The organism is Massilia sp. PWRC2 (genome assembly GCF_049896725.1).
In the GTDB taxonomy this organism is placed as follows: Bacteria; Pseudomonadota; Gammaproteobacteria; order Burkholderiales; family Burkholderiaceae_D; genus JAFCUW01.
Genome location: NZ_JAFCUW010000003.1, coordinates 242,522 through 256,722 on the forward strand (window position 1 = coordinate 242,522; position 14,201 = coordinate 256,722).

A 14,201-nucleotide genomic window follows, 5' to 3' on the forward strand; every position below is an offset into this window, starting at 1 on the left:
CGCCGCTTGCCGTAATTGGCATCAAACCAGTTTTAGCAACAGCAGCAAAGAAGGGCGCCGGTAACGGCAGCCCGCACAACTATAGTCTTTTTTGGGGTAATCAAATGATCATTCATAAACGGATCCAGCTGACCAAGATGGCGCTCGCGCTGTCGATCGCGCTGGCGACCGCGCCTGTGTTCGCGCAAAACACGACTTCGGCAATCGCCGGTCGCATTTCGGGCGCCGACGGCCAGCCAGCAGCTGGCGCCACGGTCCAGATCGTGCACAACGAATCCGGTTCCGTCAGCACCGTCACCACCGATGCCGAAGGCCGCTACAACGCCCGCGGTCTGCGTACCGGTGGCCCGTTTACGATCACCATCACCAAGAATGGTATTTCGGAAAAGCGCACCGACGTCTACACCCAGCTCGCTGAAACGGCTGCTGTCGACGCCACCCTGGGCGCGCAAATCCAGTCCGTTACCGTGACCGGCAGCGCTGGCCGCTCGGAAAAATTCTCGCGTAACACCATGGGTTCGGGTACCAACATCAGCGCCACCGAACTGGCCGCCCAGCCGTCGATCCAGCGCAACCTGCAGGACTACGCCCGCGCCGACCCACGCGTGTCGCAGACCGACAAAGAACGCGGTGAAATCTCCGTCGCCGGCCAGAACTCGCGTTACAACACCATCACCATCGACGGCGTCGCCGTCAATGACACCTTCGGTCTCGAGAGCAACGGTTCGCCCACCGCGCGCCAGCCGATCTCGATCGAAGCGATCCAGTCGGTGCAAGTGAACGTCGCCAATTACGACGTCACCCAGAAGGGCTACACGGGCGCCAACATCAATGCGGTGACCAAGTCCGGTACCAATGACTGGAAGGGCGGCATCTATTACGTCACCCGTGACGACCGCCTGGTCGGCGACCGTTACAACGTCACCAACGACACCTACGTGGCGGCACCGAAATTCAAGGAAAACACCAAGGGCGGTTACGTCAGCGGCCCGCTGATCCAGGACAAACTGTTCCTGTTCGCCCTGCTGGAAGAGTCGAAGAGCTCGCGCAGCTCGCCTGACTTCGGCCAAATCGGCAGCGGCGCCGGCACCACCGTCGGCGTGACCCAGTCGTCGCTCGACAGCGCCCGTTCGATCGCCCAGAGCCGCTACGGCTTCGACACCGGCACCACCGCGGTGCCAGCCGGCTCGCAGTTCGTCTCGCGCGAGCAGATGATCAAGGTCGACTACAACATCAACGACAACCACCGCGCCAGCGTGCGTTACTCGAAGACCTCGCAGGCCGATCCCATCTACACGGGTTTTTCGTCGACCGGCGTGGGCCTGAGCTCGCAGTTCTACAACCAGGGCAAGTCGATTGAAACGGCCGTCGGCCAGTTGCTGTCGGACTGGACGCCCACCTTCTCGACCGAACTGAAGTACTCGACCCGCAAGTACGATTCGGTGCCAACCAACACCACCCGTCTGCCATCAATGTCGCTGCAGTTCAGCGGCCCCTTGCCAGCCGATGCACCAGCTGGTGTGCCGACCGGTAACCGTTTCGTCAACTTCGGTACCGAGGCCAGCCGTCATATCAACGTGTTGCGCAACAACACGCGTGACATTTACGCCGGCGCCACCTGGACCCATGGCGATCACGAAGTCAAGTTCGGCGGTGACTACACCAGCACCCAGATCTACAACGCCTTCCTGCAAAACGTCAACGGTAACTACACCTTTGGCTGCCGCGACGACGTCACCTACACCTCGGCTGGCCTGGCTGGCTTCAAGTGCACCACCGGTACCACCGCGCAGGTCGAAGCGGCCGTGCTGGAAAACTTCTCGCGCGGTCGTCCAAGCTCGTACACGGTGCAGCAAGCCGTGGCCGGCGGCACGCTCGATACTGCCGTTGCCCAGTTCACCCTGCAAGACACTGGCCTGTTCCTGCAAGACACCTGGAACGTCAACAAGAGCCTGACCATCACCGGCGGCGTGCGTGTTGACTACAACGGCGTCGATGGCCGTCCACTGCGTAACGCTGCCGCTGCCGCACCGCTGGTCGCTGGCAATGCCACCACCAACGTGCGCCAGTCCGGCGGCTTCGGCTACGACAATACCCAGACCATCGATGGCCAGAAGCTGGTGCAGCCGCGCGTCGGCTTCAACCTGAAACTGCCAACCGAGCGCCTGATGCAAGTGCGTGGCGGTGTTGGCCTGTTCCAGGGCGCTTCGGCAGCCGTATGGATGTCCAACCCGTTCTCGAATACGGGCGTGTCGTCGCGCATCATCACCTGCTCCGGTACCGGCGCCACCAAGTGCCCGACCACCGACGGCACCTTCAGCGCCAACCCGGACGCCCAGCCATCGGTGGCTGGCGCCACGCCAGCGGCCAACGTCGACTTCCTCGATCCAAGCTTCCACCAGCCGTCGGTGTGGAAAGCCAACATCGCGTTTGAAACCGAACTGCCATGGCAGGGTATCGTGTTCTCGGCCGAATACCTGCACACCAAGAACAAGGACGGTATCTACTACGAAAACTTGAACCTGGGCGCACCGACCAAGATCGGTACCGACGGCCGTAACCTGTACTACAACGCCGGCGGTTACCAGGCCAGCTGCTTCACCCCAAGCAATGGCAGCGTGTCCATCACCAGCGGTTGCGTCACCACCAAGGCCTTGAGCAACCTGAACTACGGTAACGTCATGCTGGCCAGGGACACCGATCTGGGCAAAGCCAACGTCGGCACCGTGTCGTTCTCGCGTCCGCTGAGCAAGGGCTATGGCTGGTCGATCGCCGCCACCAAGACGACGTCGACGGAAGTATCGTCGCTGACCTCGTCGGTATCGACCTCGAACTGGAACGGTCGCTCGGTATTCAACCCGAACGAAAACGTCGCCACCAACTCGAGCTACCTGGTCAAGGACCGTATCAATGCCTTGTTCAATTTCCAGCAAAAGTTCTTCGGCAGCTACAACACCCGTCTGGGCGTGTTCTATGAAGGTCGTTCGGGCAAGCCTTACAGCTGGACCGTCAACAACGACTTGAACGGTGACGGCCTGGCCGGCAATGACCGCATGTACATCCCGAAAGCCTTCGGTTCGGGCGACGTGCTGTTCTACGGCGATACCGCCACCAGCCACGTCAACGAGCAAAAGTTCTGGGATGTGGTCAACGCCAACAAGGTGCTGCGTAATTCGGCCGGTGGCATCGTCGGTCGTAACACCGACTTCGCTCCATGGACCAATAGCGTCGACCTGCGCATCACCCAGGAAATTCCAGGCCTGTTTGCCCGCAACAAGGCAAGCTTCAGCCTCGACTTCCTCAACTTCGGCAATATGCTCAACAAAAAATGGGGCCATATCAATGAAGTCGGCTTCCAGAGCAATGGCGGTCTGGCACGCAGCTTCGTCGACTATGTCGGTACCGACGCTGCCACCGGCAAGTACGTCTACGCCGTGCGTCCGCAAGTGGAAAGCCTCGATGTCCGTCAGGTCAAGGGCGAGTCGCAGTGGGCCGTGCAAGCGACCTTCAAGTACGATTTCTAACAGAATCGCTTGAGTGAAACGTAGGGCTGGTGGCAACACCAGCCCTTTTTTATTGGGCGCGCCGTTTTGTATTGACGGCGCCATTTCCTTTGATCAGCTTTCGCAGCCAGCGCTGGCGCTGGCTGGCAAACTTCTTTATGCTTCCGCCTTATGAAACAATCATATCTTTCCCTGCTTGTCGCCGCCTGCATCAGCCTGGCCGGCTGCGCCCCCCTGGCGCCTGCGCCACGCGGCGCCGTCGATATCAACCTGGTGGCCCTGAACGATTTTCACGGCCACCTCGAATCGAGCAAATTCGTCTACAAGAGCGCCTACGAGCCGCGTGAACAAACCATCACCGCTGGCGGCATCGACAATCTCGCCGCCGCCCTGCAGGCATTCCGCCGGGAAGACCGCGAGCTGCTGTTCGTCGGCGCCGGTGACCTGGTCGGCGCCAGTCCCGCCATGTCGTCGATGTGGGCCGATGAACCGAGCCTGGCGGCGCTGAACATGCTGGGCATGGACCTGTCGTCGGTGGGCAACCATGAATTCGACCAGGGCCGCATGGAACTGCTGCGCAAGCAAAAGGGCGGCTGTATGTCGTCGCTGCCCGCCAAAGCCTGCAAATTCGATCCCGCCTTCAAGGGCGCCGCGTTTACGTATCTGGCGGCAAATGTCACCGACAGCGCCACCGGCCAGCCCTTCATGCCAGCCTATGCACTCCGCCAGGTCAAGGGCGTCAAGATCGCCTTCATCGGCGCCGTGCTGCGCGACACCGCCTCGGTGGTCACCGCCTCCGGCATTGCCGGCCTGGCGTTCGGCGACGAGGCGCAGGCCATCAACAAGGCCGCTGCTGCCGCCCGCACGGAGGGCGCCACCGCCTTTGTGGTTCTCATTCACGAAGGCGGTGATACGCCTGAAGCGTTCGACCAGGCCGAGTGCAGCCAGTTAAAAGGCCCTATCGTCGGCATCGCCCGCCAGCTCGATCCGGCCATCCGCCTGATCGTCTCCGGTCACACCCACAAGGGGTTTCAGTGCAAGGTCGAGGGACGCACCATCACCCAGGCGCAGATGGGCGGCCACGTACTCACCCGCATCAAGCTGGCGGTCGACGCCAATGGCGCCGTGCAGGACGTCACCGTGCGCAACGTGCCGGTGGTCGAGGGCCAGTACCCGGTCGATGCCAAAGTGGCCGCTTACCTGGCAGCGGTCAAGGCCCGCAGCGCCGATGCGCTGGCGCGGCCGGTGGCGCGCGTGAGCAGCCGCAGCGTCACCCGCACGCTCAATCCCGCCGGTGAATCGGCATTGGGTGGCCTGATCGCCGACGCCGCTGTCGAAGCGACCCGCGCCGACGGTGCGCAGATCGCTTTCATGAATGTGGGCGGCATGCGCGCCGACTTCGATGTGGGCGAGAACCTGGTGGCCACCTTTGGCCAGGCCCAGGTGGTGCTGCCGTTTTCAAACACCCTGGTGGTGATGGACTTGACGGGCGCGCAGCTGCGCGGCCTGCTGGAACAGCAGTTTGCCCGTCCGAATGGCGGCGATCACGCCGCCATGCTGCAGGTGTCGAGCGCGCTGCACTACCGCTGGGACCGTGCGCGCCCGCTCGGTGCGCGCGTGGTGCCGGACTCGATCCGCATCAACGGCGTGCCGCTGGCCGATGCCGCCACCTACCGCGTGGTGGCGAATAATTTTCTGGCCGAAGGGGCCGACGGCTTTCCCATGTTCGCCCGCGCCACCAACAAGCGCGATACCGGCATCGTCGATCTCGATGCCTTCATTGGCCTGCTGGTCAAGCGCGACAAGGCGGGCCCGTTGCCGGCCGCGGTGACTGCGCCACGTATTGAACGCCTCAACTAATTTTAATGACAGGATCGTCGAACCATGAAAAAACTCGCTTGCGTCGTCGCCCTGGCCGGCGCTTTTCTGTCCACCGAGGCCCTCGCGTGGGGCAACGATGGACACCGCGTCGTCGGCGCCATCGCCGACAAATTAATCAAGGGCAGCGCCGCTGACAAGCAGGTGGCGGCCTTGCTGCTGCCGGGCGAAAGCCTGGAATCGGTCGCCAACTGGGCCGACTGCGTCAAGGGCACCTGGTGCGGTCCGCAAACGCCGGAAATGGTCGGCTATGTCGAGGCCAATCCGAAGGCGGGCGAATACCATTACACCGATGTGCCGTTCCAGAAAGCGCACTACCATGACGGCGAAGTGGGCACCGCGCCTGACGACATCGTGCAAACCCTCAAGCAGGCCATCGCGGTGCTGCAGGGAAAAGACGGCGCCGCCGTCAATCCCCACGGTTTTAGCAAACGCCAGGCGCTGCTGTTGATCACCCACATGACCGGCGACATTCACCAGCCGCTGCACGTGGGGGCGGCGTTTGTCGCTGCCGACGGCAAGTTCGTGGTGCCGGCCAAACACAGCGATGTCGATGCCGTCGCCATCTTCGACTCGCGCGGTGGCAATAACTTCCTGATGGATGACGACAAGGTTGCCACCATGGGAGCGGCGCACATCCCGGGCGAAAATCCCAAGCCGCGCGAAGGCGTTCCCAAAGCCCTGACCAAACCGTTTCACTCGTACTGGGACAGCACCGTCGTCGACTACGCCATGCGCAGGTCGAGCACGCGCACGCCGCAGCAATTCGCCCAGTACGCCATCGATAGTAAACCGCAGGTGGCGATCAACAGCGGTGACGTCCAGAGCTGGCCGTACCAGTGGGCCGATGCCTCGCTGGTCGCCGCCAAGAGCGCCTACCAGGATGTGACGGTCGGGCCGCCGCAAAAGCAGACCAGCAAGAAGGGCGAGGTGTTTTATAACTGGACGATGGAAGTGCCGGCCAGTTACCCCGTACCCAGTTCGGCGCTGGCGAGAACGCAGCTGATCGAGGCTGGCTACCACCTGGCCGCCGTGCTGCAAGCCATCTGGCCGCAGCCATGAAGCGCCTCGTGTGGGTGATGGCTATGGTCGCCGCGGGTGCGGCCGGCAGCGTGGCTGCGCAACAGGCGCAGCAACCGCAACCCCTGTGGGAAGCCGGTGTGGCGGCCTTTGCTGTCAGCACGCCGGCCTATCCGGGTTCCAGCGACCGTTCGGCGCGCGTGCTGCCGCTGCCGTTTCTGATTTACCGGGGCGAAGTGCTGCGCTCGGACCAGGGTGGCATTGGCGCGCGCCTGTTCAAGAGCGAGCGGGTCGAATTTGACGTCGGCTTTTCCGGCGCCTTGCCGGCCCACTCGAAGGACGTCGCCGCGCGCGCCGGCATGCGCGACCTGAATACCCTGGTCGAATTTGGCCCGCGCGTCAAAATCCTGCTGGCCAGTCCCACTGCCACCAGCCGCGTGCGGTTTGAATTGCCGCTGCGCGCGGTGATGGAAATCGAAGGGGGCGTGCGCCGCCAGGGCACCACGTTCGAGCCCAAACTGTCGTACGAACTGCGCGGGGCCGATCCACGCTGGGGCTACGATGTATCGGTCGCCGCGGTGTTTGCCGACCGTCGCCTGAACCGCTATTTTTACGAAGTGGCGCCGGTCTATGCGACGGCCACGCGGCCGGCGTTCCAGGCCGATGCGGGGCTGGTGCTCACCCGCGTGGGTGTGTCGGCGACATATAAATTTAACGAGGACGTGCGCCTGTTTGGCTTCGTGCGCGAAGAGAGTTATCGTGGCGCCGCCAATGCCGACAGCCCGCTGATGAAACGCCGCAGTGGCGCCTCGGCGGGGTTCGGCTTTACGTGGACGCTGGGGCGCTCGGCCACCCTGGCCAAGTCGGCGCAGTAATTAGTATGGCGACAGGCACCTGCGGTGCCAGTCGCCATCTTAAGTCCGCGCCCTTATCTGGACTTCACAAACGGCTTGCCGATCGCTTTCGGCGCAATCGACTTGGCCATCAAGCCGGCCAGCACGACCACCGTCACCACGTACGGAATCATGTGAATGAGCGCGCCGGGAATGCGGCCGACGCCTGGCAGTTCCACCCCTTCCATTTGAATCTGCAGCGCGCTGAAAAAGCCGAACATGATGCAGCCGAGCGCCGTGTACAGGGGCCGCCAGTTACCGAACACCAGTGCCGTCAGCGCCAGGTAGCCGGCGCCGGCCGACATGTCGCGCAAGAAGAAGCCGCTTTGGACGATGGCCAGATAAGCGCCCGAAAACGAGCACAGCACACCGGCGATCAGCATGGCGACGTAGCGGGTGCCTTCGACGTTGACACCGGCGGCATCGGCCGCGTGCGGGTTTTCGCCGCAGGCGCGCAGGCGCAGGCCGAAGCGGCTGTGGTACAGCACCCAGTGCACCAGCGGCACCAGCAGAAATGCCGCGTACACCAGCACCGAATGGCCGCCAATCACGTGGCCGTACAGCCAGCCGAGCAGGGGCACGTGCTCCAGCGCGGCAGTGCCGGGCAAGACGATGTCATGCAGGCGCGCTTCGCCCAGATCAGGCGTGCGGCCGCCCTGCTGGAAAAAAAATTGCGCCAGCACGAAGGTCAGGCCGCTGATGGCGATATTGATCGCCATGCCGGCCACCAACTGGTTGCCCTTCTGGCTGATACTGACATAGCCCTGGATCAGGGCCAGCGCACTCGATACCACCACGCCGGCGGCGATGCCATACCAGACGTTTTGCGTACTAAATGCCACGGCGGCCGAGGCAAAGGCGCTGGCGAGGATTTTGCCCTCCAGCGCCAGGTCGACCACGCCGCTGCGTTCGGCGAACAGGCCGGCCATGGCGGCAAACATCAGCACCGGTGCGTTGCGGATGGTCGAGACGATCAGGCTGGCGATATGCAGGTCTTCGAACATGGCTTAGCCTTTCTTGCCAAGGTTGAGCAGTTTCAGTAGCGCTGGCGCATAGAAATTTTCCATCGCGCCGCAGAACAGGATGATCAAACCCTGGATAAAAATGAAGGTCTCCTGCGGGATGTTCGGCTTTTCCAGCGACAGGTCAAAGCCGCCCTGGATCAGGGCGCCGAACAGCACCGACGACAGGAAAATACCGACCGGGTGCTGGCGCCCCATCAGGGCAATCGCAATGCCGATAAAACCGGCACCGGCGGGGAAGTTGAGTGACAGGTAATGGGTCGAGCCCATGATCGAATTGACGGCGGCCAGTCCCGCCAGTGCGCCCGAGACCAGCATGGCGACGACGATGGTGCGGCTGATGCGCACGCCCGCGTAGTGGGCGGCGTGGCTGTTCAAGCCAGTGGCGCGCAAACGGTAACCCCACGGCGAGCGCCACACCATCACGCCGTACACGGCCAGCGCCGCAATGGCGATCAGAAAACTGATGTTCAGTGGCGTGTCGCCCAGCACGGGAAACAGGGTGTTCAAGCGCGGCATGGCGGCGGCGTCGGCGAACACCCGGCTGGCCGGATTTTGCTGGCCGACGGGCACCAGTTTATTGATAATAAAATTCATCAAGTCGGCGGCGATGAAGTTGAACATGATCGTCGTCACCACCACGTGGCTGCCCCGTTTGGCCTGCAGGTAGCCGGGAATACACGCCCAGGCGGCGCCAAACACGGCGGCGCCGAGCATGCCGGCCGGGATCAGCAGCCAGGCGGGCAGGGTGGCGTCGAGCGCCAGCATGGTCAGCGTCAAGCCGAGGCCGCCAAAATACATCTGCCCTTCGCCACCGATATTAAACAGGCCCGCCTTCATGGCGATCGACACCGCCAGCCCCGTAAAAATAAAGGTCGAGGCGTAAAACAGGGTGTAACTCAAGCCTTCCGGATTGATGATGGCGCTGTTAAACAGGATGCCGAGCGACTCGAGCGGGCTTTCGCCCAGCAGGTAAATCACCAGGGCGGCCACCAGCAGGGCCGACAGCAGGTTCAGGACGGGCAGGACAAAGGCGGTGGCCCAGCGTGGCAGTTCGGTAGTTTTCATGAGGTGTGCATCCCGCCCATCAGCAAACCGATGCGGGTGGTGTCAAATGCTTCGATAGGTAATTCGCCGGTGATGCGTCCGCCCGACATGACGATGATGCGGTCGGCCAGCGCCCGCACTTCTTCCAGTTCGACCGACACCAGCAAGATCGCCACGCCGGCGTCACGCATGCGCAGCAGCTCGGTGTGGATCGCTTCGATGGTGCCGATATCGACCCCGCGCGTGGGCTGGCCGACCAGCATCAGTTTGGGCGCGCTTGTCACTTCGCGGGCAATCACCACCTTTTGCTGGTTACCGCCCGACAGCAGGCCAATGCGCAGGCCGGGATCGGCCGGGCGCACATCAAACGCTTTTAATAAACCGGCGCAGCGCTGGGAAATCGCCTTGAAGTCAAACAGGCCCCAGCCGTTTTTCACCCGCTCCTGGTAGCCGAAGATGGTGTTTTGTTCGACCGAAAAATCCTTGATGACGCCATCGCGCAGGCGGTCTTCCGGCACATGGCCGATACCGAGCTGGCGGAACAGGGCTGGCAGGCCGTCGGCGTCGACGCGGCCGGCATACGGCAGGGCGCTGCCCACAAAGTCGACGCTGCCCGCCGTTGGCAGGCGCATGCCCGCCAGAATTTCCAGCAATTCGCTCTGGCCGTTGCCGGAGACGCCAGCGATGGCGACGATTTCCCCGGCGCGGACCTGAAAGGCAATGTCGGCCAGCAGATTGACGCCCGCCTTGTCGCGCAGCTGCAGCTGTTGCACGCTCAGCACCGGCGCGCCCGGCGTAAAAGGGGCGCGCGGCAGCTCGCTCTGGATCGGCCGGCCCACCATCATGTTGGCCAGCTGTTCTTTGGAGGTCGCCGCGGTGGCCACTGCGCCCACCACGCGGCCGGCGCGCATCACCGTCACCTGGTCGGTAATTGCCATGATCTCGCCGAGTTTATGGGTGATCAGGATGATGGTCTTGCCCTGCTCCTTGAACAGCCGCAGGATGTCAAACAGCGATGCGGTTTCCTGCGCCGTCAGCACGGCGGTGGGCTCGTCGAGGATCAGGATGTCGGCGCTGCGGTAAATCTGCTTGAGAATCTCGACGCGCTGCTGGGCGCCGACCGACAGCTCGGCAATGGTGGCCAGCGGATCGACGTCGAGCCGGTAGCGGCTGCAAATCTCGCGCAGCGTCGCTTCCACCGTGGCGCGCTGCGCCGCCAGCCGGAAACCGCCTTCGGCGCCCAGCATCACATTGTCGAGTACCGTCATGTTCTCGACCAGCATGAAGTGCTGGTGCACCATGCCGATACCGAGCGCGATCGCTTCGTGGCTGGTGCGCAGTTTGCGCGGCTGGCCATCGATGAGCAGCTGGCCGCTGTCGGCATTGTAGTAGCCGTACAGGATGCTCATCAGGGTCGACTTGCCGGCGCCGTTTTCACCGATTACGCCGTGGATCGAGCCTTTGGCGATAGTAAAACTGACGTCGGCGTTCGCCTGCACCCGGCCGAAGGCTTTACTGACGTTGCGAAATTCTACGGCTGGATGCATAGCGATGTCTGTGTTTGGTATTTAAAAGCGCGCCGGACCGGACAACCCGGTGCGGCGCGCTCTGTGGGCACGTAAAAAATTAAACCGGGCAGCTGCTGCCGACGCGGTAATCGATGACCTTGATCTTGCCACTGATGATGGCAGCCTTCGCTTCGTTGACCTTCTTCTCGATCTCTGGCGAGACCAGGGCGCGGTTGTCCTTGTCGAGCGCCCAGTCGACGCCGCCTTCTTTCAGGCCGCGGTACGACACGCCCGCTTTCCAGCTACCGTTTTTGACCGCCATGAAAGAGTCATAGATGGCGCCGTCGACGCGCTTGACCATCGAGGTCAGCATGGTACCCGGGTGCAAATAGTTTTGGTTCGAATCGACGCCGATGGCCAGCTTGCCTTTTTCCTTGGCCGTTTGCAGCGTGCCCATGCCGCTGCCGCCGGCGACGGCGAACACCACGTCGACGCCGCGGTCAAACTGCGACCGGGCCAGCTCGCCGCCCTTGGCCGGATCGTTCCAGGCGGCGCTGGTGGTGCCGACCATGTTTTGCAGCACGTCGACTTTCGGGTTGTTTGCCTTGGCGCCCTGGCTGAAGCCACAGGAAAACGCCCGAATCAGGGGAATGTCCATGCCACCGACAAAACCCAGTTTTTTCGATTTCGATGCCATCGATGCGGCCACGCCCACCAGGTAGGAACCTTCTTCTTCCTTGAACAGCACGGAATTGACGTTGTCGCCCTTGGCAATGCTATCGATCAGCACGAATTTGACGTTCGGAAATTCAGCCGCGACTTTTTGCACGGCCTGGGTCTGCGAAAAACCGATGGCGGCAATCAGGTCGAGCTTCTTGCGGGCGAGGCCGCGCAAGACTTGCTCGGCCTGGGTATCGCTGCTGGCCTGCGCTTCGATAAAACCGATCTTGGTCTCGGCCTGGAAGCGCTTGGCGCCCTCGAAAGCGGACTGGTTGAACGATTTATCAAATTTACCGCCGGCATCATAAACGATGCCCAGTTTGGGATCGGCAGCCTGCGCGCTGGTAGCGACAAGCACAGCGGCGATCGACATACTGAGTTGCTTGAATTTCATGAAGCCTCCAGAGAATACCGGTATTGTACCCGCCGCAACGGCTGTGTTGGGAGGGGGCTGTCGCATAAACGAATTGCCAAGGCGCTGCAGTCTGACTGCCGCGTCGTATTGTCGCAGCATGTGGCCCTGTTTAGCGTAACGGCATGTATCTGGTGTCGCAGTGGCGGAATCCGGTATGGTCAACTGTGCATCAAGCTCATATGTTCGACAAATACGTTTTTTCTTGTCGATTTATATTTTAAAGAAATAAATAAGCCCTTACGGCGTTTCCAGCGCCGCTGCCGGATTCAAGATATTCAGGAACGCCCGCACCACCGGCGCATCGTCGGCCGTGGTGTAGGCGATATACAGATTGGCCGACGGTGGATTGTTGATGGGTACAAACACCACGCCGGGCCAGCCGATGCGGCTGGTGGTCTCCGGCATCAGCGACACGCCCAGGCCGGCACCGACCATCGCCAATAGTGTCTGCGGCTCGGACGCTTCCTGGAAGATATTCGGGGCAAAGCCGGCGTCGACGCAGCATTGCATCAGGTAGCGCGGAAACGACGATTTGTCCTGCGCCAGCGTCAGCATCGGTTCGCCCGCCAGGTCGATCAGGTCGATGCTGGTGCGGGTCGCCAGCAGGCTGTGTTCATTGACGGCGACACAGACATTTTCGCGAAAGCACAGTTCCTGGTGCAGCTTGTCGTGTTTGAGTTCGTCGGCGTCGAGCGCCGGCTCGCGCCAGAAGCCGACATCGATCTGCTTGGCGCGCAGCGCCTCGTACTGCACGTTCGGCCCGGCCTCGTGCAAGGTCCAGCTCACTTTTGGAAAATTTGTCTGGAACTGCTCGAGCAGGCTGGGGATGGGACCCCACATGGCCGAACCGACGATGCCCACGCGCAGCCGGCCCACTTCGCCGCGGTCGATCTGGCGGATGGTGTCGATGGTCATGCGCATGCGCCCCAGCAGGTCGGCCGCTTCGACCATCAGCGCCTTGCCGGCCACCGTCAATTCAAAGCTGCGGGTGGTGCGGGCGAACAGCTTGACGCCCAGTTCGCTCTCCAGCTTCATGATTTGCTGCGACAGGGGCGGTTGCGAAATGTGCAGGCGCTCGGCGGCGCGGCTGAAGCTTTTTTCTTCGGCGACGGCGAGGAAGTATTTCAGTTGCTTCAGATCGATGGACATGGCGCCTGGCGAGGAGAGGGTCAAAATTTAGAGGATGGCGCTGGCAGCGCGATCGTGCACGGCGCCGCGCAGGGCCACGGCGAGGCGGGCGCCAACCACCGCATTGTGCTTGACCAGGGCGATATTGGTGGCCAGGCTGCGCCCACCCGTGAGCTCCTTGATGCGCGCAAGCAGGAAAGGGGTGACCGCCTTGCCCTTGATGCCGCCGGCATCGGCTTCGGCCAGTGCGCGCGTGGTGATGGCGTCGATCTCGTCGAACGGCATGGCGTCTTGCGCCGGCACCGGATTGGCGACCACGACGCCGCCGTACAGGCCGAGCGCGCGCTTGGTGTGGATGAAGCTTGCTTGCTGTTCGGCGCTGTCCATCTGAAAATCGGCCTGATAGCCGCTCTCGCGCGTAAAAAAGGCCGGAAAGCCACTCTGGCCAACGCTGATCACGGGCACGCCGTGGGTTTCCAGGTATTCCAGCGTGAGGCCAATATCGAGGATCGACTTGACCCCGGCGCACACCACGGTGACATTGGTGCGCGCCAGTTCCTGCAGGTCGGCCGAGATGTCGAAGCTGGTGGCGGCGCCGCGGTGCACGCCGCCGATGCCGCCGGTGACAAACACATCGATGCCGGCCAACGCCGCGCAAATCATGGTGGCAGCGACCGTGGTGGCGCCCAGGGTGCCGCTGGCGACCGCATACGGCAGATCCCTGCGGCTGACCTTCATGGCGTGCGGCGCGCTGCCCAGCAGTTCGAGCTGCTGCGCCGACAGGCCGATGCAAATCTTGCCGTCGATGATGGCGATGGTGGCCGGCACCGCGCCGCCGTCGCGAATGAGCTGCTCGACGTCGCGCGCCGTCTGCACGTTTTGCGGATACGGCATGCCGTGCGAAATGATGGTCGATTCGAGGGCGACGATGGGCGTGCCAGCGCTGCGGGCGGCGGCCACTTCGGCGGAAAACAAGAGGTACTGTTGCATGGCGGGGTCCTGGAAGGGGGTGGGTGCTAACGGGGTGCTAACTGCGTGCTAATTGCGCACTAACTGCGTGCTGCCTG

At 62.6% G+C, this 14,201-nt stretch carries 10 protein-coding genes; 4 read left to right on the plus strand and 6 right to left on the minus strand.

Annotated features, from left to right (window positions below):
* Window positions 1-104: 104 nt before the first annotated feature.
* The 4 genes from ACP7BZ_RS08800 to ACP7BZ_RS08815 all read left to right on the plus strand — a co-directional run bounded on the left by ACP7BZ_RS08800 (window position 105) and on the right by ACP7BZ_RS08815 (window position 7,276).
* The gene (locus ACP7BZ_RS08800; protein WP_426112144.1) at window positions 105-3,524 is read left to right on the plus strand and encodes a carboxypeptidase regulatory-like domain-containing protein; all 3,420 of its coding nucleotides are present in this window, start codon (window positions 105-107) and stop codon (window positions 3,522-3,524) included.
* 150 nt (window positions 3,525-3,674) lie between these two features.
* Window positions 3,675-5,363, plus strand: coding sequence for a bifunctional metallophosphatase/5'-nucleotidase (locus ACP7BZ_RS08805; RefSeq protein WP_426112145.1), 1,689 nt, complete (start codon window positions 3,675-3,677; stop codon window positions 5,361-5,363).
* A gap of 24 nt (window positions 5,364-5,387) precedes the next feature.
* A complete protein-coding gene (locus ACP7BZ_RS08810; protein WP_426112147.1) occupies window positions 5,388-6,443 on the plus strand; it encodes a S1/P1 nuclease in 1,056 nt (351 codons plus the stop codon).
* Entirely contained in the window at window positions 6,440-7,276 is an 837-nt protein-coding gene (locus ACP7BZ_RS08815; RefSeq protein ID WP_426112149.1) for a MipA/OmpV family protein, read from the plus strand. Before ACP7BZ_RS08810 ends, ACP7BZ_RS08815 begins: the two co-directional genes overlap by 4 nt.
* Window positions 7,277-7,329: 53 nt before the next feature.
* Here the strand turns inward: ACP7BZ_RS08815 and ACP7BZ_RS08820 are convergent, their stop codons facing one another.
* The 6 genes from ACP7BZ_RS08820 to ACP7BZ_RS08845 form a co-directional block, all read right to left on the minus strand.
* Window positions 7,330-8,298, minus strand: coding sequence for an ABC transporter permease (locus tag ACP7BZ_RS08820; protein ID WP_426112151.1), 969 nt, complete (start codon window positions 8,296-8,298; stop codon window positions 7,330-7,332).
* 3 nt (window positions 8,299-8,301) lie between these two features.
* Window positions 8,302-9,384: an ABC transporter permease gene (locus ACP7BZ_RS08825; RefSeq protein WP_426112153.1), complete on the minus strand. Its 1,083-nt coding sequence runs from the start codon at window positions 9,382-9,384 to the stop codon at window positions 8,302-8,304.
* On the minus strand, window positions 9,381-10,910 hold the full coding sequence (locus ACP7BZ_RS08830; RefSeq protein WP_426112155.1) for an ABC transporter ATP-binding protein: 1,530 nt from the start codon (window positions 10,908-10,910) through the stop codon (window positions 9,381-9,383). Before ACP7BZ_RS08830 ends, ACP7BZ_RS08825 begins: the two co-directional genes overlap by 4 nt.
* A 79-nt stretch (window positions 10,911-10,989) precedes the next feature.
* The gene (locus ACP7BZ_RS08835) at window positions 10,990-11,985 is read right to left on the minus strand and encodes a BMP family lipoprotein (RefSeq protein ID WP_426112157.1); all 996 of its coding nucleotides are present in this window, start codon (window positions 11,983-11,985) and stop codon (window positions 10,990-10,992) included.
* Between the two features lie 258 nt (window positions 11,986-12,243).
* Window positions 12,244-13,155 carry a LysR family transcriptional regulator gene (locus ACP7BZ_RS08840; RefSeq protein WP_426112159.1) on the minus strand — a complete coding sequence of 304 codons (912 nt, stop codon included), beginning with the start codon at window positions 13,153-13,155 and terminating at the stop codon, window positions 12,244-12,246.
* Window positions 13,156-13,182: 27 nt separating this feature from the next.
* A complete protein-coding gene (locus ACP7BZ_RS08845; protein WP_426112161.1) occupies window positions 13,183-14,124 on the minus strand; it encodes a pseudouridine-5'-phosphate glycosidase in 942 nt (313 codons plus the stop codon).
* Window positions 14,125-14,201 lie beyond the last annotated feature (77 nt).

Excerpts from the sequence above, each read along its gene's own strand:
- ACP7BZ_RS08800 (WP_426112144.1), top strand. The coding sequence starts at position 105 with ATGATCATTCATAAACGGATCCAGCTGACCAAGATGGCGCTCGCGCTG.
- ACP7BZ_RS08805 (WP_426112145.1), top strand. The coding sequence starts at position 3,675 with ATGAAACAATCATATCTTTCCCTGCTTGTCGCCGCCTGCATCAGCCTG.
- ACP7BZ_RS08810 (WP_426112147.1), top strand. The coding sequence starts at position 5,388 with ATGAAAAAACTCGCTTGCGTCGTCGCCCTGGCCGGCGCTTTTCTGTCC.
- ACP7BZ_RS08815 (WP_426112149.1), top strand. The coding sequence starts at position 6,440 with ATGAAGCGCCTCGTGTGGGTGATGGCTATGGTCGCCGCGGGTGCGGCC.
- ACP7BZ_RS08820 (WP_426112151.1), bottom strand. The coding sequence starts at position 8,298 with ATGTTCGAAGACCTGCATATCGCCAGCCTGATCGTCTCGACCATCCGC.
- ACP7BZ_RS08825 (WP_426112153.1), bottom strand. The coding sequence starts at position 9,384 with ATGAAAACTACCGAACTGCCACGCTGGGCCACCGCCTTTGTCCTGCCC.
- ACP7BZ_RS08830 (WP_426112155.1), bottom strand. The coding sequence starts at position 10,910 with ATGCATCCAGCCGTAGAATTTCGCAACGTCAGTAAAGCCTTCGGCCGG.
- ACP7BZ_RS08835 (WP_426112157.1), bottom strand. The coding sequence starts at position 11,985 with ATGAAATTCAAGCAACTCAGTATGTCGATCGCCGCTGTGCTTGTCGCT.
- ACP7BZ_RS08840 (WP_426112159.1), bottom strand. The coding sequence starts at position 13,155 with ATGTCCATCGATCTGAAGCAACTGAAATACTTCCTCGCCGTCGCCGAA.
- ACP7BZ_RS08845 (WP_426112161.1), bottom strand. The coding sequence starts at position 14,124 with ATGCAACAGTACCTCTTGTTTTCCGCCGAAGTGGCCGCCGCCCGCAGC.